Origin of the sequence: Aurantibacter aestuarii, from assembly GCF_003008425.1 — a bacterium.
In the GTDB taxonomy this organism is placed as follows: Bacteria; Bacteroidota; Bacteroidia; order Flavobacteriales; family Flavobacteriaceae; genus Aurantibacter; species Aurantibacter aestuarii.
In genome coordinates, this window is sequence record NZ_PXOQ01000009.1 from 571,026 (window position 1) to 596,347 (window position 25,322).

Annotated in this window: 17 protein-coding genes; 16 read left to right on the top strand and 1 reads right to left on the bottom strand. The window is 32.7% G+C overall.

What is annotated here, in order from left to right:
- The first annotated feature begins 2 nt into the window (after nt 1-2).
- From C7H52_RS09300 to C7H52_RS09365, 14 genes are all read left to right on the top strand, one after another.
- Nucleotides 3-1,538 (top strand): RagB/SusD family nutrient uptake outer membrane protein, encoded by a 1,536-nt coding sequence (locus C7H52_RS09300; protein ID WP_146130030.1) that lies wholly within the window; start codon nt 3-5, stop codon nt 1,536-1,538.
- A gap of 26 nt (nt 1,539-1,564) precedes the next feature.
- Nucleotides 1,565-3,943 carry a glycoside hydrolase family 3 N-terminal domain-containing protein gene (locus C7H52_RS09305; protein ID WP_221405034.1) on the top strand — a complete coding sequence of 793 codons (2,379 nt, stop codon included), beginning with the start codon at nt 1,565-1,567 and terminating at the stop codon, nt 3,941-3,943.
- A 1-nt stretch (nt 3,944) separates the two neighbouring features.
- Complete coding sequence (locus C7H52_RS09310; protein WP_106463628.1) at nt 3,945-5,585, top strand: sulfatase family protein; 1,641 nt, start codon at nt 3,945-3,947, stop codon at nt 5,583-5,585.
- 3 nt (nt 5,586-5,588) lie between these two features.
- A complete protein-coding gene (locus C7H52_RS09315) occupies nt 5,589-7,172 on the top strand; it encodes a sulfatase (protein ID WP_106463629.1) in 1,584 nt (527 codons plus the stop codon).
- Nucleotides 7,173-7,276: 104 nt separating this feature from the next.
- Nucleotides 7,277-8,716 carry a sulfatase gene (locus C7H52_RS09320; protein ID WP_106463630.1) on the top strand — a complete coding sequence of 480 codons (1,440 nt, stop codon included), beginning with the start codon at nt 7,277-7,279 and terminating at the stop codon, nt 8,714-8,716.
- A gap of 4 nt (nt 8,717-8,720) precedes the next feature.
- Complete coding sequence (locus C7H52_RS09325; RefSeq protein ID WP_106463631.1) at nt 8,721-9,827, top strand: endo-1,4-beta-xylanase; 1,107 nt, start codon at nt 8,721-8,723, stop codon at nt 9,825-9,827.
- 26 nt (nt 9,828-9,853) lie between these two features.
- Nucleotides 9,854-11,281, top strand: coding sequence for a sulfatase (locus C7H52_RS09330; RefSeq protein ID WP_106463632.1), 1,428 nt, complete (start codon nt 9,854-9,856; stop codon nt 11,279-11,281).
- Nucleotides 11,282-11,299: 18 nt separating this feature from the next.
- A complete protein-coding gene (locus tag C7H52_RS09335; RefSeq protein ID WP_106463633.1) occupies nt 11,300-13,048 on the top strand; it encodes an endo-1,4-beta-xylanase in 1,749 nt (582 codons plus the stop codon).
- Nucleotides 13,049-13,055: 7 nt separating this feature from the next.
- Nucleotides 13,056-14,753 carry a sulfatase family protein gene (locus C7H52_RS09340; RefSeq protein ID WP_106463634.1) on the top strand — a complete coding sequence of 566 codons (1,698 nt, stop codon included), beginning with the start codon at nt 13,056-13,058 and terminating at the stop codon, nt 14,751-14,753.
- Between the two features lie 157 nt (nt 14,754-14,910).
- Nucleotides 14,911-16,626, top strand: a complete 1,716-nt coding sequence (locus C7H52_RS09345) for a Calx-beta domain-containing protein (protein WP_106463635.1) — start codon at nt 14,911-14,913, stop codon at nt 16,624-16,626.
- 27 nt (nt 16,627-16,653) lie between these two features.
- Nucleotides 16,654-16,992, top strand: a complete 339-nt coding sequence (locus tag C7H52_RS09350; protein ID WP_106463636.1) for a hypothetical protein — start codon at nt 16,654-16,656, stop codon at nt 16,990-16,992.
- 23 nt (nt 16,993-17,015) lie between these two features.
- On the top strand, nt 17,016-18,422 hold the full coding sequence (locus tag C7H52_RS09355) for a T9SS type A sorting domain-containing protein (protein WP_106463637.1): 1,407 nt from the start codon (nt 17,016-17,018) through the stop codon (nt 18,420-18,422).
- Nucleotides 18,423-18,521: 99 nt separating this feature from the next.
- Nucleotides 18,522-19,973, top strand: a complete 1,452-nt coding sequence (locus C7H52_RS09360; RefSeq protein ID WP_106463638.1) for a hypothetical protein — start codon at nt 18,522-18,524, stop codon at nt 19,971-19,973.
- A 12-nt stretch (nt 19,974-19,985) separates the two neighbouring features.
- On the top strand, nt 19,986-21,500 hold the full coding sequence (locus tag C7H52_RS09365) for a hypothetical protein (RefSeq protein WP_106463639.1): 1,515 nt from the start codon (nt 19,986-19,988) through the stop codon (nt 21,498-21,500).
- On the opposite strand, the gene C7H52_RS09370 is transcribed toward C7H52_RS09365, so the two are convergent.
- Entirely contained in the window at nt 21,501-21,860 is a 360-nt protein-coding gene (locus C7H52_RS09370; protein WP_106463640.1) for a hypothetical protein, read from the bottom strand.
- Nucleotides 21,861-22,361: 501 nt separating this feature from the next.
- Between C7H52_RS09370 and C7H52_RS09375 the strand changes: the two genes are divergently transcribed.
- Together C7H52_RS09375 and C7H52_RS09380 are read left to right on the top strand one after the other, a co-directional pair.
- The gene (locus tag C7H52_RS09375; RefSeq protein ID WP_146130031.1) at nt 22,362-24,557 is read left to right on the top strand and encodes a tetratricopeptide repeat protein; all 2,196 of its coding nucleotides are present in this window, start codon (nt 22,362-22,364) and stop codon (nt 24,555-24,557) included.
- A 5-nt stretch (nt 24,558-24,562) separates the two neighbouring features.
- Nucleotides 24,563-25,300 carry a LytR/AlgR family response regulator transcription factor gene (locus C7H52_RS09380; RefSeq protein ID WP_106463642.1) on the top strand — a complete coding sequence of 246 codons (738 nt, stop codon included), beginning with the start codon at nt 24,563-24,565 and terminating at the stop codon, nt 25,298-25,300.
- Nucleotides 25,301-25,322: the final 22 nt, after the last annotated feature.

Below are 25,322 nucleotides of genomic sequence, written 5' to 3' on the forward strand. Positions count from 1 at the left end.
TTATGAAAAAATATTTATTAGTTTTAGGTTTATGTACAATAACTTCATTTATAGTAAGCTGTAGCGATTTTTTAGATGAAGACATAGAGACATTTTACACAGAAGATCAAATTTTTGCTACAGAAGCTGGTTTAGAAACTGCAGTTACAGGATTATATCAAAGTTTTGCAGCTCCTGGTTACCATGGTTCTTCTATACATCACCTTGCGACTACACTTTCTGGAAAATTTTATTCCAATCAAGGTGCAAGTGAAGATGCTACAAGTCTAAACTGTTTACCAAACAATACTTGGTTAACTCGTATGTGGCCACAAATGTATGCTACCGTTAACGTTGCAAATACGATTATTTTAAACATGGAAACGTCTACGCTTCCTAACCGAGATTTCGCTCTTGGACAAGCTTATTTAATTCGTGCTGCAACCTATTTTGATTTGGTTCGTTACTTCGGAGATGTTCCTATAAAAACGATTCCTTCGGATATTAATAATTTAAATACTCCAAGAAGTCCTAAAGAAGAAGTGTATGAGTTAATAATTGCTGATTTTGAAAAAGCGAAAACATTATTACCAGGACCTGGGGAATATTTAGAAGGTCGTCCAGTAAAAACTGCTGCGAATGCATTTTTAGCTAAAGTATATTTAACTTTAGCTAGTGAATCTGGAGACTTAGCATTATGGCAACAAGCTTACGACGAAGCTATTCAGGTAGTTGGAGAGTATTCACTTACCACTACTTATGCAGAATTATTTGACTTAAGCAATGAGAATAACTCAGAATCTATATTTGAAATCCAATATGGTCCTAATGGTGCAGAAAGAAATTCAGATGTCATAAGAGCTTATACTTTAAAAGATTTATACGACTATGATACTTTTGGAAGAATTCGTCCAAATAAGGAAGTTTACGATCAACATGTAAATCAATATCCTAACGATCCTAGAATTGAGGCTACATTTTTTGCTAATTCGTATACAAAATTTAATGGTGCTAATCAAAACATCTACCCTACACAATCTGGAGGAGGAAATGCTTTTACCGCTTTAAAAAAATATTTAGATCCTAATTTTAATGGATCTACAACATCAAGAAACTTTTATAAGCTTCGTTATGCTGATGTCTTATTGATGTTAGCTGAAATTACAAATGAGTTAAATGGGCCAACAACTGAAGCTTATGGTTATGTTAATGAAGTACTGGCCAGAGCAAGAACTACAGCTACTGGAGTTTCTGCAGAACCAGCAGACTTTGCAGGATTAACACAAAGTGAATTCAGAACTCGTATTTTAAGAGAAAGACAATATGAAATGTTAGGTGAAAATCACGAATGGTTTGATACCAGACGTAGAGGATACCAATATTTCTTGGAGGAAGTAATCTATACTCATAATAACCATCCAACGTTAGATGTTGGAGGAAATAATAGTAAAGACTACATCTATCCGGTTTCTGTAAAAAATATGTTAATGCCAATTCCTTCAACAGAATTGTCAAATAACACACAAATATCTCAAGCAGATCAAAACCCTGGCTACTAATTAGAACGTATAAAAAAAGAAATTAAATGATAAAATACATCACTACCGCTGTTTTTTTCGCACTTGTTTTAATGTGTGGAACAACTAATAACGGATTAAATCAAAAAAAAGCGTCTAATGAAGTTATAACTTATTTAGACCCTACTGCAAGTATTGATAATCGTGTAAAAGATTTAATGTCTCGCATGACTTTGGAAGAAAAGGTCTATCAAATGTGCCAATACGTAGGCTTGGAACACATGAAAGAGGCTGAAGCAAAAATTTCTCCAGAAGAATTAGAGAAAAACGATGCTTTAGGTTTTTATCCTGGTATGCGTTCTGGTGATATTGGAAAATTAGCTGAACAAGGTAAAGTGGGTTCATTTTTACATGTTGTTACTGCTAAAGAGGCAAACGAGCTACAGCATTTAGCACAAAAATCAAGATTAAAAATCCCGTTATTAATAGGTATTGATGCTATTCATGGTAATGGATTGGTTAGTGGTTCTACTATTTACCCATCCCCTATTTCTCAAGCAGCAACATTTGCAGACGATTTAATTAAAGAAGGTTCTCGTCAAACTGCTTTAGAAATGCGTGCTAATGGAATGCACTGGAGTTTTACACCAAATATTGATGTTTTACGTGACCCGCGTTGGGGGCGTACCGGAGAAACTTATGGAGAAGATCCTTTCTTAGTTGGTAATATGGGTGTTGCTACCATTTTAGGTTTGCAATCTAAAAACTTTGGTGGTAATGAAACAGTTATTGCTTGTGCTAAACACTTAATTGCAGGAAGTTCTTCTATTAATGGCTTAAATGCATCGCCAACAGACGTTTCTAAACGTACTCTATTTGAAATATTCTTACCACCATATCGTCGTGCAGTAAAAGAAGCTAATGTATTTTCTATCATGGCTGCTCACAATGAAGTTGCTGGTTTACCAGGACACATGGATAAATTTATGATGAATGACTTAATGAGAGATCGTTGGGGTTTTGAAGGGTTTTATGTAAGTGACTGGAACGATATTTCTAGAATAGATATCTGGCACCATGTTGCTAAAGATTTTAAACAATCTATCGAGTTTTCTATAAACGCAGGGATGGATATGAATATGCATGGTCCTATTTTTGACAACCACTTAATCGAATTGGTTAAAGAAGGAAAAGTAAGTGAAGAACGTGTTAACTATGCTTGTGCGAAGATTTTAGAAACAAAGTTTCGTTTAGGTTTATTCGAAAATCCTTTCGTTAAAGAAAAAGAAGCTCAAAAAGTTAATTTTAGTAAAACGCACCAGCAAAACGCATTAGAACAAGCAAGACGTTCTATCGTTCTATTAAAAAATGATAAAAATATCTTACCGTTATCTAAAAGTGGTACAGGTAAAACCATATTTGTTACTGGTCCTAATAGTGATAATCAAACCACTTTAGGTGACTGGGTTTCGCCTCAACCTGAAGAAAATGTAATCACTATGGTGGAAGGTTTAAAGTCTATAGGAGAAGCTAATGGCTACAAAATTAACTATTTCGACTCTGGAGATCGTTCTAAAGAAATTACAGATGAGCAGATTGATGCAGCCTACACTAAAGCACAAGCATCTGACATGGTTGTATTGGTTTTAGGAGAAAACTCTTTCAGACATGATTGGAAGCGTAAAACAACTGGAGAAAATATTGATAGAGCAACACTTAAGTTATCTGGAAACCAGATGAAACTTGCCGATAAAATGTTTGAATTAAATAAACCTGTTATAGTAGTTTATGTTTCTGGTAGTCCAATTGCAGAGCCTTGGTTAGAGCAGCGCGCAGCTGCAGTAATTAATACTTGGGAAAGTGGAGCTTTTGCAGGACAGGCTAATGCAGAAATTATGTTTGGATTAACAAATCCTTCTGGAAAATTACCATTAACTATTCCTAGAAGTGTTGGCCAATTACAAATGGTCTATAACCACAAACCTACTGCATACATTCATAAATACAATACCGAGAAAAAAACACCATTACATCCTTTTGGATACGGTTTAAGTTTTTCAAAATTTGAATACAGTGCGCCTAAAGTTTCTAAAAATACGTTGAGTAATTTAGAAGATACGGTAGATGTTACTGTTAATGTAACTAATAAGAGTAATGTAGATGGTGAAGAAGTGGTTCAATTATACATTAATGATCAAATCAGTTCATACACAAGACCAGTTAAAGAATTAAAAGGTTATAAGAGAGTCGCTATTAAAGCTGGTGAGACTAAAGCGGTAACTATTACCATTAATGCTGAAAGTTTAGCCTTTTACGATAAAGATTACAACTTTGTTGTGGAACCTGGAGACTTTACCATAATGACTGGAAGTTCTTCTGCAGATAAGGATTTAAAGAAAATCACCATTTCTGCACCTTCATTATTAATGTTAGAAAAAGCAAAATAATATGATTAAACACATAAGTGCTTTAATATTGAGCGCCACACTTTTAACTGCTTGCGGGCAGGCAAAAGTAGATGCTCAAAAGCAAGAAATAAAAGAGACTGTAACAACACAGCAGAAGCCAAATATTATTTATATTATGGCAGACGATTTAACCACGCAGGCCATTAGTGCTTATGGTGGAATTTACAAAGACATTGCTCCTACTCCAAATATAGATCGTTTGGCTAAACAAGGTATGTTATTTAACGACGTGCTTTGTACAAATGCTATTTGCGGACCTTCTAGAGCTGCAATTCTTACTGGAAATTACAGTAATGAAAATGGCTACTATAAAAATGAAGGTGGCGGGAAATTTGATGAAACCAAATGGACCTTTCCACAAGAGTTTCAAAAAAATGGCTATCAGACTAGTTTATTTGGGAAATGGCATTTAGGAACCGAGCCTCAAGGTTTTGATGTATTTAAATATCATAATTCTGCAGGACAACAAGGTCACTACTGGGATCCCGTATTTAATGAAAATGGTAAAGATGTTAAAGAAAAAGGATACTCTACCAATTTAAGTACAGATTTTGCTATGGACTGGCTACAAAACGGACGTAAGCAGAATGACCCATTTTTAATGGTGTTACAATATAAGGCTCCACACAGACCTTGGGAACCAGATACAAAATATGAAAAGCTTTGGGATGATATCGAAATGCCTTATCCATCTACTTTTAATGATGATTATAAAGGTCGTGAATTAACTGCTGGTGATACTGAAATGACTATGGATTATTTCTCGCGCAGAGATATGAAACTAGAAGAACCAGAAGGATTAAAAGGTGTTGATAGAATTAAATGGGCTTTCTACGGTGCTAAACCTGGAGAAATTGTTCAGCCTGATGGCATGACTGCTGAAGAAGGTAAAAAATGGCGTTACCAGAATTATATTAAAGATTATTTAGCTTGTGTTAAGTCTGTAGACGATAATATTGGTCGAGTTCTTAAATATTTAGATGATAACGATTTAACAGATAATACTATAATTGTATTAACGTCAGATCAAGGTTTCTACCTTGGAGATCATGGTTTTTTCGATAAGCGTTTTATCTATGAAGAATCTATCCGTATGCCATTTATAGTTCAATATCCAAAAATGGTTAAGCCAGGTTCTGTAAATAATGATATTATTACTAATGTAGACTTTGCTCCTACTCTATTAGATGTTGCTGGTATTAAAACAGACCAGAAAATGCATGGTCAGAGTTTTAAATCTGTTTTAAAAGGTGAGACTCCTGCAGATTGGCAAACAGGAATGTATTACCATTATTATGAATTTCCTTATTGGCACCACGTACAACCACATTACGGGATTAGAACTCAGGACTTTACTTTAGCTCATTTTTACTATAATATTGATGTTTGGGAATTATATGATTTAAATAAAGACCCAGAGCAATTACATAATGTTTATGCAGACCCAGCTTATGCGCAAACGGTTGCAAGACTTAAAAATGAATTAAAGGCATTAATGGCTAAAAATGGTAACGATAAATCGTTAGCAGATTTTAGAATGATTACCGATAAAGACTTTGGCTCTATTGTTGATCAAAAAGATGATGAAACATCGGTAAGAGATGTATTAACACAAGAATAAACTATGAAAAGAATAAATCAAATAGTAGCACTCTTAGCATTAAGTATTTTTATAAGCTGTAACGCCCAAAAAACCTCAAATGCAAGTGAAGAAGTTAAAATGACTTCAACAACATCTCAAAAGAATATTTTATTTATTGCAATTGACGATTTAAAGCCATTATTATCAAATTATGGAGAAACCCAAATGGTGACACCTAATTTTGATCGTTTAGCAAAAATGGGAATGACGTTTACAAATGCACATGTACAATATGCAGTTTGTGGTCCATCTAGAGCAAGTGTAATGACAGGAACTAATCCCGATAAAACCAAAGTTTGGGACTTACATACGGACTTTAGAGAATCTGCTCCAGACCTAGTATCTATGCCAGAATATTTAATTTCTCAGGGATATGAGACTACTGCTGTTGGTAAAATTTACCATAAAGGCTCTTCTGCTCCTGGACATGATGGAAAAAGCTGGAGTATCCCACATAAATTACCTGACAATTATGATCCTAAATACGGAGAACCTGCTTTTTCATATTATCAAAACCCGCAAACTAAAGCTAAATTTGATGAATTATTAGAAGAAGCTAAGAAAAAAGGTATTGATAAAAACGGAAAACTTAGAGCTTATGCTTTTAAAAGATTAAAGCCAAGTACTGAAAATACAGATGTGAGCGATGAAGCTTACCAAGATGGTTTATATACACAAACCGCTTTGAAAAAATTAGCTCAATTACAAAAAGGTTCTAAACCTTGGTTTTTAGGTGTTGGTTACCAAAAACCTCATTTACCGTTTGTTGCTCCAAAGAAATACTGGGATTTATACGACCGAGATAAAATCGATTTAGCTAAATTTCAACAATTAGGAGACGGTACTCCTGAATTTGCATACCATTCGTTTGGTGAGTTAAGAGCTTTTAGTGATATCGATAATAAATTAAACATTGGAGATAAGTTACCAGAAGCGAAACAAAGAGAATTAATTCATGGTTATATGGCTTGTGTATCTTACATAGATGCACAATTAGGTAAATTATTAGATCAGCTGGAAAAAACGAATAGTTTAGAAAATACTGTAATTGTATTATGGGGAGATCATGGATTCCATTTAGGAGATCATACAGAATGGTGTAAACATTCAAATTTTGAACAAGCTACACGTATTCCATTCATGTTTGCTGGACCTGGTGTTGAAAAGAATCAGAAAAGTAGTCACCCAGTTAATCTGGTAGACCTGTTCCCTACTGTTTTTGAATTAGCAGGTGTAAAACAAAGTACACAAACCGATGGAAAATCTTTAGTTGCGTTATTAGATAATGATAAAAACACAACTGTAAATATGGATTATGCTTATCACCAATACGCACGTGGTAAACGTATGGGGTATTCTGTAAGAACGGAAAACTACCGCTATACAGAATGGCATGATAATGAATACAGAAGCACACAAGCTTATAACAGTTCTAATATTGTTGGTACAGAACTTTACGATTATGTTAATGATCCTTTAGAAACCAAAAATTTTAACAAGGACCCTAAATATACAAAGGTTTTAAATGAGTTAAAAGCCAAATTAAAATCGCATTTAACCCAATAAAATAATTAAAAGCGATAATAATAATTATCGCTTTTCTTTTTTATAAACTTAAACGTTTAACTCAATTAAGAGTCTAAATAAAAAATATTTTACACACTATAATTATGAAAAAAGTATTTGTTTTTACCTTGTTTTTGCTTGCTATAAATTTATATGCACAAACCAAACCGAATATTTTAATTATTCATACCGATGATTTAGGGTATCATGATTTAAGTATTAAAGGTTCTCAGTTGTATAACACCAATAATATCGATCAGCTTGCTAAGGAGTCTGTAGATTTTACAAATGCTTACAGTAGTTATCCTCGCTGTACACCATCACGTTACGGTATGATGACTGGTACTTACCCTGTAAATGAAAACAAAGGTTGGCTCGGTGGCATTCCGGAAGAGAAGAACTTTATCAAACAATTTAACATTGCAGGTTACAACACGTCGTATGTTGGTAAATGGCATTTAGGTGAAGGTGATAGTGCTCCTAAAAAATTCGGATTTAAGCATTCATATGCTGCAGGAAGATCTGGAGGTATTGGTTCAAGATTTTTCCCATTTAACACTCAAGCTAACGGCAAACCCGCTAAAGAACCTGTTGAAGATTTAGAACAAGACGGAAAAGAAGGTGATTATGCATCGGATTTACTTACCAACGCAACTATGGATTTCATTAAAAATAATCCAAAAAACGAACCTTTTTTAGCCATTTTAGCCTATTATGCTGTACATACTCCAATTGAAGCGAAACCAGAAGATGAAGCGAGAAATAAAGAGCAGCTAAAAAAGATTGACTTTGGTAATACACCTGAATACATTAAAGAAGGTGAAGGTCGCCGCAAAATGCGTCAAGATGATGCTGCTTACGCAGGAATGGTAGAAAATGTCGATGAAAACGTTGGTCGCCTTTTAGACTTACTAAAATCAATGAATATAGATGATAATACCATTATTGTATTTTCTTCAGATCATGGAGGATTATCTAACGATGGTCATAAGGGAGAAAGACATTTAGCAACTACAAATCTACCGCTAAAAGCAGGTAAAGGACATTTATATGAAGGAGGAATAAGGGTTCCTTTATTTATTAAATGGAATAAACACCTAAAACCGCATGTAGATAATTCTTCTATTGTACTAGGTATGGACATCTTCCCTACACTTTTAGATTTAACTACCGGTCAAAATGTAACCGGTGTAGATGGTAAAAGTTATGCTCAAGTTTTAAAGGGTAAAGAAACTTGGGGAGACAGAACCGTATTTTGGATTTCTAAAAAGGCAAGACCACATAGTACAGGAGATAGTAAAGCTGCTGTGGTACGTTCTGGTGATTATAAATTAATCCAATTTTTAGAAACTAAAGCAATAGAACTTTACAACTTAAAAGAAGATGTTGGTGAAGAAAATAATCTTGCGGAAAAAGAACCTGCTAAAACAGCGCAACTGTTACAGTTATTAAAAGACTGGAAAAAGGAATATTTAGTTCCAGAAAAAACTAAAATATTTAAGCCAAAGGATAAAGGGAAAACTAATAAAAAATCAAAAAAATAATTCTATGCGTTTAAAATCTCTTTTTTTTATTGGACTTATAGCATGTACGTCTTGTACATCCAAGAAGGAAGTTTACAACACTACTGTTGCTAAAGAAAAAAGAGATTTTAAACCTTATATCACTAATGGTGTTCTAGTTGGAGCTACTTTAAATCATCATGAGCTAAATACCGATAAAGAAGCTAAATTTCTACAAAATTTCAAATACTTAACACCTGCAAATGCGGCTAAACAAAGCCGAATTCATCCAAAACCAAATAGCTGGAACTGGGATGAAATAGATGATTTTATAAATTTTGCAAATACAAACAATCTAGTTTTAAGATTACACGGACCTATAAGTCCACAAGCTTCAAAATGGGCTAAAACAGATAAAAGAACAGCTCAAGAACTAGAAAAAAATCTTATAGAATTTACAACTGCATTCGCTAAACGATTTAATAACGAGCCTAGTGTAGTCTGGATGGATGTCGTAAATGAAACCATTTTAGCAAATGGCGAATGGTTTGGTCCTAAACCCGGAACCGACCAATGGGAAAACCCATGGTTAAAAATGGGTTTAGACAAAAATGGTTATCCGCTTTATATTTTAAAAGCTTTTGAAGTTGCTACACAACACGCCACAAATATTAAACTGGTTTATAATCAGAATTCAGGATTAGACGATGTGCTGTGGGACAAATTAAAGGAAACTGTTCTTTACCTAAGATCTAAAGGCTACCGTGTAGATGGTATTGGTTGGCAAGCTCATTTACTTTTAGGAGCAAAACGAGAAGATTTTGTTGAAAACACAGAGCAAACCATGCAAAAATTAGCCCATTTAATAGATTGGGCTCACAACAACGACTTGGCTTTTCATGTAACAGAATTAGATTATCTGGTAAAAGATAACTTAAAAGACCAAACAGAAGCAGAACTTCAAATACAAAAACGGGTGTATAAAGCTATCACTGATGTTTTAATTGAAAAAAGTAAAAACGGTGAAGTAACCTTAAATCTTTGGGATGTTGGCGAACGTTATAAAAAAGGAACTGGTATGTTTCATTCTATTTACGATGCTAAAATGAACCCTACACCTGCTTACGAAGTCATCAAGTCACTATTACATTAATTTTTTCAGAACGTTTAAATGTTATTATGAAATTAAATAGTCTACTACCTCTTTTCGCATTAAGTATATTCCTTGGTTCTTGTAATCAACAAAAATCTGCACTTTCTTCATCTCAAAATAATGATGAAACAAAAAAACCAAACATTTTAATTATTCATGTGGACGATTTAGGTTATCATGATTTAAGTATGAATGGTTCTAAAATTTATCAAACCCCTAATATTGATAATCTTGCAAAAGAATCTGTTGTATTTCAAAATGCTTATGCCAATTATCCGCGCTGTGTCCCGTCACGTTACGCTATGATGACAGGAAATTATCCAGTACAAAATGGCGATGTTCCAGATGATGGTTTTGAAATGAACAACGTTACAGATAATAAAAACTTTGTAAAAAACATTAAAGCTTCAGGCTACCAAACCGCTTACTTTGGAAAATGGCATTTAGGAAACGAGCAAAGTCTAAAAGATTTTGGGTATGATTTTAGTTTCGCCGCAGGACATGCAGGTTCTCCAATAAGTTTTTTATATCCTTTTAATGAAAAGAAAGGCAATGGAGAAAATAAAAAAGAAGACGTTCCAGATGTCGATAATGTGAGTAAGGAAGGTGATTATTTAATGGATGTCATGACCGATAATGTGGCTAAATACATTAAAAACACAGATAAAAACAAACCTTTTATGGCTATGTTTTCATTTTATGCCGTACACCAACCGTTAGAAGCCAAAGACGAAGATATAGCCCGTAATAAATCTGAAATTAAAAATTTTGATTTTGGGAATCAGCCTGAATATATTGAAGAAGGTACAGGTAGAACCAAAATGCGTCAAGATAATGCTACTTATGCTGCAATGGTGGAAACTATGGACGAAAATGTAGGGAAACTGATGCAGCTATTAAAGGATTTAGAGATTGAAGACAACACCATTGTTATATTTTCTTCCGATCATGGCGGATTATCTAATGACGGAACTAATCAGCGTCATCTAGCCACCTCAAATTATCCACTACGTGCTGGAAAAGGCTGGTTATACGATGGTGGTATAAAAGTACCCTTACTAGTTAAATGGAATAAACATTTTGCTCCAAGAGAAGAGAAAAAATCATTAGTCATGCTTATGGATGTGTTCCCTACTCTACTTGACATTACTGCTAATAAAAATTTAGATACTAATGGTAAAAGTTTCTTACCTGTATTAAATAATAAAGAAAACTGGAACGACCGTACTGTTTATTGGCATTCAAGCAAAGCAAGACCAACAAATACAGGAGACACCAAATCTTCTGCCATTCGGGAAGGCGATTTTAAACTTATTCATTGGTATAAAGAAAATCGTGTGGAACTTTATAACATAACTGAAGATCCTTCAGAAACTAATAATTTAGCCACACAATTACCAGAAAAAACCGCAACACTATTAAAATCTTTAAACGCTTGGAAAGCTAAATTTTAAAAGCACCTTATTAAAAAAATGAAATACCTTATTTACCTTATATTATTTAGTTACAGTTATAGTCAAGCTCAAAATAGGCCTGTTGGAGAAAATATAATCAATACCAATAAAATTGGTTATTTAAGTCTAAAAAAAGAAGATGGCGAAGTTTCAAAAATAGAGTTAGAAAATAATGAGTTTCAATTTTTATTTGAAACTAAACAAGAACCAAAATTCATTTATAACTTATCAGCAAACATTCCTTTGCTAAAATCTAATTACAGAAAAGGCACTGTGTTTTTACTCTCTTATAAGGCGAAAACGGAAACTGCAAGTTTAGAAACAGGAGAAGCAAAAATGCTGTGGATACTAAAACAAACAGAAGATTATAAAGGAAATATAGAATCCACACAAAGTATCTCATCAGAGTGGCAAACCTATTATATTCCTTTTGAAGCCAACCAATATATTAAAAAAGATGATTTAGCCTTAGTGATGCAATTTGGTTTTAGAGAACAATCGTTCTTAATAAAAGACATTGCTTTCGAGGTTTTTCCAGAGAGCACAAACACTTCAGACTTACCAAAAACAAAAATAACCTATCAAGGTATGGAACCTGATGCCTTATGGCGCCAGGAAGCCAAAAAGCGTATCGAAACCATTAGAAAAGGAAATTTTATTATTCAACTTACTGAAAATGGGAAACCCGTAGCAAATAAAGAGATTAATATAAAACTTAATAAACATTTATTTCCTTTTGGTGCTGCCGTTAACGCAGATGATGTTGTGGAAGATAATTTTAAGTATAAAAACTTTAAAAAAGCCTTTAGTCTTGCTGTATTTGAAAATGATTTAAAAATAAAATCTTGGAGTCGTGAAAAAAATAGGCAACGTACTTTGGAGGCAATGGATATTCTAAAAAAGGACAACATTCAAACCAAAGGTCATGTTCTTATTTGGCCAGGTTTTAGATATTTAACAGCAGAAGTTAAAGCCAATCAAGATAATCCGGAAAAAGTCAAAGAACTTGTAAAATCGCATGTTTCAGGTATTTTAGATGCTACTAAAGGAAAAGTCTCTCATTGGGATGTCGTGAATGAATGTTATACCAATAAAGACCTTCAAAATATAACTGGCTCGGAAGATATTTTATATGAAGGGTTTAGAATGGCTAAAGAAATGCAGCCAAACACCTATAGATTTATTAACGAATATGGAATAATAAGTAAAGGCGGTCTAGATACCAAAAAACAACAATGGTATTATGATTTTATAAAGCGTATAGATGAAAACACTGGAGGATTGGTTCAAGGGATTGGTATACAGAGCCATATAGGTAGCGATTTAACCTCTCCAGAGCGTGTGCTAGAAATTTTAGCTTTCTACGCCACCTTGGGTAAACAAATTAGTATTTCTGAGTTTACAATGGACATACAAGACCCAGAAATTCGTGAGCAATATACTCGAGATTTTTTAATTGCAGCCTTTAGTCACCCGAGTGTGGTTGAATTCCTATTTTGGGGTTATACTGAAAATGAAAAAAAGAAAGTCGATATTTTTAAACCTAATGGAGAGCTAGGTGTTATGGGCAAAGCCTATTTCGATTTGGTTCATGGCGAATGGAAAACCAATTTAAACGGTCAAACAGATGCTGAAGGTTTTGCTAAAGGTGCAGGTTTTTATGGCGATTATGAATATTCTTTCGTGCATAATGGTGAGCTTGTAAAAGGTCAATTCAATTTAAAACCAAGACAACGAGGCATTATAAAAATCGAATTAAAAAAATAAGTTTACAATGAAACACTTAGGTCTTATAACTTTATTAGCAATTCTACTATTTGGCTGTAATGCTCAGAATACCTCTAAAAATCAAAATATAAATAAACCATCGGAACAACCTAACATTGTTTGGATTGTTACAGAAGATATTAGTCCTACGCTTTCATTTTATGGAGACTATACGGCTAAAACACCAAATTTAGATGCTTTAGCAAAAGAAAGTATGATTTATGATAATGCATTTGCAGTCGTTGGTGTGTGTGCTCCTACACGTTCTTCAATTATTACGGGAATGTACCCAACCAGTATAGGTACCATGCACATGCGTACAGGTAATGATGTCATGTCATGGGGAAAACGTGAATACCAAAATAAAGAAGAAACAGGACGTTTAGATTTAAATAATGAACCTATTCCTCAATATTCTGCCGTTATTCCACCACATGTTAAATGTTATACCGAATATTTAAGAGCTGCTGGTTATTATTGTACTAATAACCAAAAAACCGATTACCAATTTGCTGCGCCAATAACGGCATGGGATGAAAATAACCCAAAAGCGCATTGGAGAAATACTCCAATAGGAAAACCATTCTTTTCCGTTTTCAATATTAACACGACGCATGAAAGTCAGCTTTGGAAAAACAACGATTTACCTCTAACTGTAAACCCAGAAGATGTAACTGTACCTCCATACCTACCAGATAATTTAGAAACAAGAAAAACAATTGCAAGACATTATAGCAATGTAGAATTAATGGATGCGGAAGTGGGAGAATTTATTAATCAGTTAAAAGCAGATGGTTTATATGAAAACACAATAATCTTTTTTTATAGTGATCATGGCGGCCCGTTACCTCGTCAAAAACGCGAGATTTACGATTCTGGATTAAAAGTACCTTTTATGGTAAAACATCCAAATGGAAATAAAGGTAGAACAGATGAATTAATCTCTTTTGTAGATCTAGCACCAACCATGCTAAGTTTAGCAGGAATAAAAGCACCAAAGCATTTAGAAGGGCAGGCTTTTTTAGGTATCTATAAACATAATAAGCAAAGAGACTATGTGTTTGCAAGTTCTGACCGTTTTGATGAGTTTACAGACCGCATAAGGGCAATAAGAACTAAAGATTTTTTATATCTTAAAAATGATTATCCAGAAAAACCGAAATATAAAGATGTTGGTTATAGAAAAAATATTTCTATGATGCCTAAGTTTTTAGAATTAAAAACGGAAGGTGAACTTAACAAAACCCAGGAAATATGGTTTAATACCAAAACTGTTGAAGAACTTTATGATGTTTCGAAAGATCCACATAATTTAAATAATCTTGCACAAAAATCAGAATACAATGCGGTATTAAAGGAAATGAGGCTGCAATTAAAAGATCAACAGGAAGTGTCTCCAGATTTAGGTAAAATGTTTGAAGCCGAAGTGGTTGAAACTATGTGGCCTAAAAATGAACAACCTATAACGTCTCCCGTGAAAATATCACAAAGGAATCAATTAATACACCTAACAAATCAAACTGATGGTTCTTCTATAGCTTATTTGTTTTCAGATAATCCAGATATAAAGTTCGATTATGATTTAAATTGGCAATTATATACTAGTCCCATTTCTAATACAGCAACCCATAAATATCTTTATGTTGTTGCAGAAAGAATAGGTTTTAAAACCTCTGATATGCTAAAAATAAATCTGAAGAATTAAAATAATATCATTTATTTTTTTTAAATTCTTAAAATAAAGCCTTTAAATTAAACTATTTTAAAGGGTTTTACGATTTTTAAACCCTATCTGACAATAAACCAACCACTAATTCACATTAAAATGTGAACTTTATTGCTTTAACTATAACGTTGTAATTATGAAATTAAAATTCCTTTTCATCCTATCACTTCTTTTAGCTTTTACAATTTCTTGCGAGGAAGATGATGAAACTATTGATGGGACTGGTACTGTAGAATTTACAAATACTAATTTATTTGAAGTAGAAAATGCAACAGCTCCATTGAATGTAAACATTGGAATTGACACATTCAATCATAATGGAGGTAGTATAAATGTAAGTATTTCAGGTGCTACTTACGGTACAGACTATACAACCAATCTAGGAAGCGATGAATTTAGTTTATCTATAGAAAAACAAGGCTTAGTAGGCTCTTTTAATATACAACCTTTAGACAATAGCATATTAGAAGGTACCAAAACACTTACTATTACAATTACTGGTGTATCTGGTGCTTTAGCTGTAGGAGAATCAAACACCTTAACGTTCTCAATTTTAGATGATGAAGCACCATCAATTGGAGTGGTAAATTTCGCAAATGCAAATACAACTATTCAAGAGAATGCAACAACAGCGACGACAATTAATATGCCATTTATAAATGAAAGTTCTTTTGGAGGTACAATTACATTAACAGCTTCTGGTGATGCTGTTTTTGGAACTGACTATACTATTGCAGGTCAAACTTCATCAGATTTTGTTTTAACAGTTCCAGCTGGCGCTACTTCTGCAAGTTTTGACATTTCAGCAATTGACAATACCACTTTTGATAATAATAAGACAGTAGTTTATACTATAAGTGAAGTAACCGGAAATCTTTTATTAGGATCTACATTACAAAATACAATTGAAATAAATAATGATGAGGCACCTCCATTTCCATTATTAAATTTTGATATGGCGTCTGCAACGTATAATGAAGATGCTGGTACTGTAAATATTGCTTACACATTATCTTATGCTACAACCGCAAGTACCGACATAGAATTAACCACAAGTGGTACAGCTAATAATACCGATTTCAATTTCTCAGGTAGTACAGCAAATCCTTACAACTTTACAATTCCTACTGGAACAACCACTGGTAATGTAAGTATATCTATTGTAGATGATACTTCCATTGAGCAAAATGAAACTGTTATTGTAAATATTACAAATGTTACGGGTGGTGCAATCGTGGGACCAAACGCACAACATACTATTAATATAACAGATAATGATTTTGTGCCTTTTAACTATTTAGAAACATTTGAAACAGTAGCAGACTTGGATGCCGCCAATTTTTCAGCTGAAGTTTTAGCGACCCAAAATCTTCCGGACAACAAACTATTTAAGTATAATAACAATGCAGGTAAATATGCAGATGTTAATGATGTAACACAAACATCTGATACAGGTTTAGTAGTCTTTTATAATATTACACAAGATGGCCCAGGTGAAATTGATAATGTCGTCATTACACCACAAATGGCTTATACTGGAAATTCTAATTTTCAAGTAGATATAGCGTATAGCCAAGCTCCAAATTTTAACAACGCTAATGTTACCTTTTATTATTCACAAACTTACAACCCTGCAAATCCATGGAATGAAGCAGATTGGACAGTTATAGGCAGTGAAACTGCAGCAGATATGAATAATGATGGGTTTGGTACAAATGTATATAAAAGAAAAAGTATGAATATTACTTCTACTGGTTCTTTTTATATCTCTGTGAGAGTAAAACAAACTATTGATAACACGTTTTCAAAAACACAATGGAGATTAGATAATTTTAGAGTAGACTCTATATAAATAATAATTAATTAAATAAATAATACAATGAAAAAAGTACTTTTTACCCTTTTATTAGTTTTTGGACTATCAGCAATTAGTTTAGCTCAGTCTGATAAAATGAAAGAAAAAATAAATGAAAAAATTGAGAAACTTAATCAAGAAATAATGGATGGAGATGCTAGTCAATCTCTTTCAGAAAGTCAAAAAGAAGAAGTTTTCAAAATAGAATTTAATAAACTTAAAGAAGTTAGAGCTGCAAAAAAAGCAAATAGTTCTAAAGAGGATATTAAAGATATTCATAAAAAATATGGTAAAATTCTTTATCAAGAAATTTTAACGAAAGAACAGAAAAAAGCCCGTAAAAAAGGGAAAGCAAAAGAATAATTTTAATTAAAAACCGATCAATTATGAGAAAAATTACATTTTTAGCAGCTTTTTTAGTTGCAATTTTTACAATTAACGCCCAAAATGCGCCATTAACCAATGGTACTTTTGATGCAGATATTAGCGGTTGGGTTGGGAATAACACAACTCCTGTCTGGAATGCTGCAGAAGGTAATCCTGGTGGAGCATTAGAATTTCAAAGTACGGCAAATAATAACCGTGTAAATACAAACCCTAATGTTGCTCCATACGATGGTCCAGGTGACTATACTTTATCATTTGATGTTAAAGGTACTTCTGGAACAGTTATAAGACCTGCTCTATTTCAAGGTACTGGAATTAACGGGACTGATATTACTATCGCGGCAGATAATACTTGGGAATCGCATACAGAAACTTTCACAGGGTTAACTGCAGATCAAATGAACATACGTTTTTTTGGAAGGCCTAATGGTGTTGCAACACCTGTAACTTATTTTATTGATAATGTAACTTGGGTAAAAGTTCCATGTGCAGGTCAAGAAGTAATTGCTGCAACAGATGGTGCAGGTACAAATGTTATAACTGCCCCTCAAGGTTGTTATAATACAGGAGACATGGTAGAGTTTACTGCAACTCCGGCTTGTGCTAACTTTACATTTAACGAGTGGGTTGTAAATGGTGTTCCTTCTGGTAATATGAATCCTTTTAACTATACTGTAGGAACTGTTGATGCTACCGTAACAGCTACATTTAATCCAGTAACTCCGGCGCCAGATTTAAATTTTGATACCGATGCAGAACTTGCAAATTGGACAGCTAATGGAAATGCTATTGAAACTGTTAGTGGTGATGACATTTCGATTGAAATTACTGGAGGTACTCCAAAAATAACGTACAACTGTGCTTTAGCTCCAACAACTTGGAATGTTAATGCTTGTAGAATTACTTATACAAATAATACAACTAATACGGTTATAAGAGTTAAACACACTAATGCTATTAGCGGTGGTGATAATTATGTAAATGAAACTATTACTCCTAACGGAACAGGAACTGTTGTAATTCCTTTAAATAATACAGAGTTTGTAGATAAAGTAGAATTAACAGAGATTTTAATAAGAAATGCTGGAAATACAGATGCTTCAAATGGTATTATTGTATTCGATTTTATAGAATTTTATAATGAGCCTTCATTAAGTGTAGATAGTTTTGATAAGACTTCAGGGTTTACATTATATCCAAATCCTGCAAATAGCGAATTAAACTTTTCTAATCCTAGTGTTATATCTCAAGTAACTGTTTTTGACATTACAGGTAAACAAGTAATAAAGTCAAAGCAATTAACTAATGGCAAACTAAATATATCAACTTTAACAACTGGTGTTTATTTAGTCAAAATTGTAGATCAGAATAATTCCTCTACGACAAAAAAATTAGTCAAAGAATAAATTTATAAAGAGTCACTTCCCCCCAAAAAGTGACTCTTTTTTTATTCTGATTTCATTTTAAACTACTTACGTTTTAATTTATTCCTCCTAAATTATTTTATGAAATCGAACTTATTAATTTTAATTTTTAGCTTATCTAGCTTAATTTGTTTAAGTCAAGTAGGTATAGGAACTACCACTCCTGATCCATCTGCTATACTAGATATTACTAGTACTGACAAAGGAGTCTTAGTGCCTCGCGTAAGCTTAAATGATGTCACGGATATTTCTGTAGCCACAGCTACAATACCTAACCCTACAGATGGTTTATTGGTTTGGAACACAAACGCCTCAACTATTGGTGGTACTGGTATTGGTTTTTATTATTTTTTGGGTACCCGTTGGTTACCAATAACTAAGCAAAATAATACCTTAGATCAGGCATATGATGAAACAGGTGCTGGTGCTGGACGCATCATTACCGCAGATGCTGGAGCTGTAAAAATTGCTGGTACTGATGGTTTCTTTGTAACAGGAACCTTTGGATCTGGAACAACTATTGAGGAATCAGGTGCGGGAACACGGATGTTTTTTAATCCAAGAAAAGCTGCCTTTAGAGCTGGATTCGTAAATGGCGCACAATGGAACGATGCAAATGTAGGTAACTATTCATTTGCTGCAAACAGAAATAATATTGCATCTGGAGCGATGTCTTTTGCGGTTAATGATGGAAATATTGCTTCTGGAAATAATTCTGCTAGCTTTGGTAGAGACAATATTTCTAGTGGTTTAACTAGTTTCTCTACGGGTGCAGGTAACACTGCTTTTGGTGAAAATTCGTTTGTTGGAGGCTCAGGCTCTAGTGCATTAGGTAATAATTCGGTTGCTTTTGGCCAATCTAATGTCGCTAATTCTTTTACTGAAGTAGTATTAGGAAACTATGCTACTATTGGTACTTTGTCTAATGTAAACAGTAATACACAATTTTTTTCTACAGACAGGGCTTTAGCAATTGGAATAGGTACTTCTACAACTACTAGAAAAAATGCTTTAGAAGTTTTTAAAGATGGTAGAGTAAGGATAAATGAAGCATATACACTACCTACTACAGATGGAAATAATGGACAAACCTTAGTTACCGACGGTGCTGGAAATGTTAGTTGGAGAGATGCTAATAACTCAGCAATCGTTTCCTTAACTTTATTTGCAACAAATACAACCTACAACCTTACAAGTTCTACCACAACTTTAATCCCTGGAGTTGAAAGTGGAATTGTTCCTTCTATCTATGATACCAATGGTAATTTACAGGTTAAATTGGTAATACGTTATACGGCTTCAACAGGAACTTCACAGTTTAGATTAAGAGCTAGAGATGGCGTAAACACCATTTTTCCAATAACTTTTACAGATGCTAAAACATTTACAGGAACTACTACTGGCGGTATTGCCCAAAGTGGATGGTTAAACTGGAATGCTGGAAATATTACTCCTTACGAACTAGCATTACAAGCTACTACAACGGGAAATTTCACAATAGAAAACGTCTATTTATTAGTACGTGCTCAATAATATCGCATTGTTATGAACTTTACTTTTAAATTTTACATTGCATTAGCGACTATAACCATATCTTTAAACCTTAATGCTCAAAATAAAGTAGGAATTAATACTACAGATATTGACGATAGTGTTATTTTAGATGTAACTTCTACTGATAAAGGGTTACTGATACCTAGAATTAATCTTATTTCAGTCTTCAATACTACGACCCCTATAAATACTCCGGAAATAGGATTAATTATATGGAATACAAATGCATCTGTATTAAATGGTAATGGGGTTGGTTATTATTATTATAACGGATTACAATGGACTAAATTTCAAAACCCAAGCACATTAGATAAAGCGTATGATTCAGGAGGACCAGGAAACGGACGACTAATTTTTGCTGATGCATCTGCTGTAAAAATAACAGCAACGGACGGTTTATATATAACTGGAACATTTGGGTCAGGAGTCAATATAGATTCTGAAGAATCTGGTGCAGGAACGCGATTGTTTTTTAATCCACGAAATGCAGCTTTCAAGGCAGGAAGCACTTTAGGTCCTACTTTTTCTGCAAATGAAAGTAGAAATTATTCTTTTGGTTTTGGATTCGATATTGAAACCAGATCTGGTAGAGGTTTTGCTGCAAATAATGAGACTGCAACCAATACTCAAGGGACCAATGCTAGTGCTTTTGGCTATTTAAGTGAAGCAAGACAAAACTCTTCATTTGTAACAGGAACCAGTAATTTTTCAACACAGAATAACTCAATTTCTTTTGGTAGCAATAACAACACAAAAGGTAGAAGTGGTTGGGCTTCAGGAGATAATAATATTGCCGAATCTGTAGGGGAAATTGCTTTTGGAACTTATGCTAAACAATATCCCCGATTTAATCAAAATGAAGATGATGCAGATCCATCAAATGATGATATGGATAGCCATAATGAAAATCACTCAGCAGACAGAGTATTCGTTATTGGAAATGGTAACAGTATTGTAAGTAATAATGCAATAGAAATTTGGAAAACTGGAGTTATTGAAATTAATGAAGCATATGAAATTCCTATAGCTGATGGGGCATCAAATAATATCATACTTACTAACGGTTCAGGAATTGCTAATTGGCAAACTCAAAATAATATTGTAGATCCTTACACTCATTTGCAAATGTTTACTTCAAGTACACCATATATTATGAATAATACAGGAGCAAATACAGATTTACCTAATTTTGATTTAGGTGTTATACCTACTGTATTTAGCGCTTTAGGAAGTTTAGAAGTAAGAATGATAGTCTATTATACTAATAAAGCAGGAAGCATTCCAACCTTAAGAGTAAGAGCTGATAACGGGATTTTATCTACTAATATTTTAGGAGCTGGAACCTTTACAGATTTTCCACTTTCTGGAACAAATGGAGTTATAGATACTGGATGGAGAAACTGGAATGCAGGTATAACACCTTATGAGATCCATTTAAATGGATCTGTATCCTCAGGATCATCATTAAGTATTCAATCTGCTTATTTACTTATAAAAAGCCGCTAATCAATTCAATTTGGTCGTACATCCACCAATTCTAAAGCAAGTTTCCGTACCTAAAAACATAGGATCACCATGTTTTTCACTCCAAAATCCTTCAAACACATCTTTAGTTAGACATTTATAAACAGCAACACCTTTAAAAACTTTATTTAGGTCATTTTTATAATTAAAATTAATGACGAGAATTTGATTCTTAAAAAACCCAGTACCATATTGTTCCTGCTCGTTATTTATAAGCCATTTAGCTTCTATTCTATTTGTGGCATCTAAGGTCAATGTTAATTCTCCTTTATAATTCAAATTCGTACTATCTTGGTTGGTGCCTTTAATTTGAAAAGTTCCGGTAATATCTTCTATAGTCATCCTATTAAATATTAATACACATGGTTTTAAAATATAAAAAAAGTCTAATCGAAATTAGACTTTAAAAGTTGAACTTTATTTTAAATAAGATTTTTATTATAAACAAGCACAGATTAATAATGCGCCTATTAATAAAAAACTTAGCTGTAAAACAAATACTCTAACTTCTCTTTTCATAATTACTATTTTTTGCGCAAATGTAAAACGAAATCTAAGGGTAAAACAACTTTAAATTAAAGTTTTACATTTTATTAACGTAACTGCTATATTAATAAATATTAGCATAATAATTATATAAACAAACCTCGCATAAGGTTTACAATTCACATACTTTTTTTAAAAATTACAAACACAAAAGCATGCGCTCCTACTCCATTGTTTTATTAGGTATTAATTATATTCTTATCATAAAAAATAAATATAAAAATGTCCATTTCTGAAAAACTTTTGAGCAATTCATAGATAAAAAACTTAAATTTGAGTACAACCAAACCAAAATTAATGCAGCTATTTTATTCTTCTCACAATCTAAAAAGTGCACTTACAGTAATTTTTCTTTTAGCTTTTCAATATTTATGTTCTCAAACTGTTATAATTGATAGCTTAAAGACTGAATTAAAATCACATCAAAAGCAAGATACTACACGAGTAAACTTACTTAACCTTTTAGCTTTTCAACATTATAGGAACAATCCGCCAAAAGCTATTGAATATATAGACGAATCTTTAAAACTTGCCAATGAGCTAGGTGTTGCTAAATTTTTAGCTCACAGCTATTATATTAAAGCTGTTATTTATACAGAGCAAGCAAATTTTAATGAAGCACTTAAAAATTATGGCAAATCAAAAGAGCTCTACACTACTTTAAACGATTTAAAAGGTTTAGAGAAATGTAATAATGCAATGGGCGTCCTATACTCTTATAAGGGAGAATTTAAAAACTCTTTAAACGCGTACAAAAAAGCAATGCGTATTGCAGAAAAAAGAAATGACAGTAAAATGATTCATAAATACTTATATAATATAGGTATTATTTATAGACATACTGGAGAATATGAAAAAGCTTTAGAAAATTTTGATTATGCATTGGAAATCAACAAGAAGAATAAGGACTCTTTAGGCATTCTAAACAGCTTAAATTCTATTGCTAGTTTGTACTATGAGCAAGGCAATTATCCAGTTTCTCTGGACTACCATAATAAATCACTCCAAATAGCAGAACGTATTAATGATTCTATAGGCATTTTTCAATCGCATATAAATATTGGAAACTTATACAGACAACAAAATGATAACGAAAAAGCTTTAAATTTTTATAATAAAGCACTTTCCATAAATAATGCACAGTTTAATGTTAAAAATGTAACTGCTTTAAAAAATAACATCGCAGGCGTTTATTTTGACAATAACGAATATGATAAGGCTATAAGTAATTATAACGCATCTGTTAAGTTAAGTAGAGAGATTGAAGATGATGTGAATTTAGTAACGGCTCTTAATGGTTTAGGGTTTATCTATCTGGAAATTGAAAAGTTTCCTGAAGCATTAAGCTATTTTGAAGAATCTAAAACCATAAACTTAGCAAATAACTATTCTTATGATTTAGCCGATTCCTATCAAGGTTTAGCTGAAACTTATTTTGAAATGAAAAACTTTAATTTAGCATTGTTAAACACTAAAAAGCTGGCAGAAGTTTCTGAAGAATATAAATACTTAACTCATAAAAAAAATGCCTATAGTTTATTCTCTAGGATATACAAAAACAAAGGAGACTTTAAAAAAGCTTTCGAGAGTTACCAACAATTTAAAGTTTTAAGTGACAGTATTTTAAATGAAGATAATATTAAAAAAATAACTCAATTAGAATACGAATATAAATACGAAAAAGAACTAGATGCTGCCGAAAAAAGAGAAGTAAAACTTACTAAAACTGTTGAAACAACCTCTAAAGATTTAGCAAAAACACAACGCAATTTACTGCTTGGTATTATTAGTTTTTTAACGGTTGCCATACTTTTAGGAAGTATCATTTTCTATTTAAAATTAAGAAATTCAAAAGCTAAAACACAAAACATTATAACCGAACAAAAACTGTTACGTACACAAATGACACCGCATTTTATTTTTAATTCTCTGTCTGTATTACAAGGCATGATTTTAAATAAAGAAGCTTCTAAATCGGTAAGTTATTTATCTAAATTTTCAAAATTGTTGCGTATTACTTTAGAAAATTCCAGAGATAAGACGGTTTTACTTTCAAAAGAATTAGAAGCGGTAGACAACTACCTTTCTCTTCAAACTATAGAAAATGAAAACATTAACTTCAAATTAAATGTAGATAGCACTATAGATACTAATACTATTAAAATACCACCAATGTTGATTCAACCTTTTGTTGAAAACGCAATAGAACATGCCTTTAAAAATCATAAAGAAAATGCTGTGGTAGAAATTCATCTTAAATTAGAAGGTGCAAAACTAATTTGCTGTATTTTAGATAATGGTATTGGAATAGATTCTAGTGAGCGAAACATTAATCAAAATAAAAAATCCTTAGCCACAAAAATTACTTCAGAACGTTTAAAATACCTGTCTAAAGATTTTAAAATGGATGCTTCCATAGCTATTGAAGACCGGAAAAAGTATGATGAAAAAGGAACAAAAATCACCATAAATATTCCATATACTAAAGCGTAATAGTAATGAAATCTATAATTGTTGAAGATAAAATTTATATACGAAAAGCTTTAATAGAACTCCTTGCTTCTATTGATGTAGATGTAGATGTTATAGGTGAATGCGAATCGGTTGAAGAAGCATTAGTGGTCACTAAGACTTGTAAACCCGAGTTAGTGTTTTTAGATATTAATTTATTAGACGGCACGGCTTTCGATTTTTTAGAGAAAATAAATGACATCGATTTTAAAATCATCTTTATTACAGCTTATGAAGAACATGCGCTAAAAGCATTAAAAGTTGGCGCGGTAGATTATTTACTAAAACCTGTAGATGTTGAAGAACTTACCATAGCTTTAAAAAAGGTTAAAAAATTAACTACAAGCGATCAAAAACCTCTTATTGCTAAGGCCAAACAAATTTTTAATAATGAAGGTGATCATATTATTTTATCTTTTCACGATAGTTATCAGGTTATAAATCTAGACGAGCTTATTTATTGCGAATCCGATAAAGGTTATACCACATTTTATTGTTGTGATGGCAATAAACATGTAGTCTCAAAAACCCTTAAAGAGTTTGAAGAGCGTTTACTAAATGCTAATTTTCAAAGACCTCACCAATCTTTCATGATTAACATGAAGTTTGTAGATAAGTATGATAAATCAGGTATAATTCACTTAAAAAATGGCACAAAAATACCTGTGTCTTATAGAAAAAAAGAAAACTTTATCTCCTCTTTGTTCAATTGGAACAAAACATAATACGTTTATAAAATCAGAAATG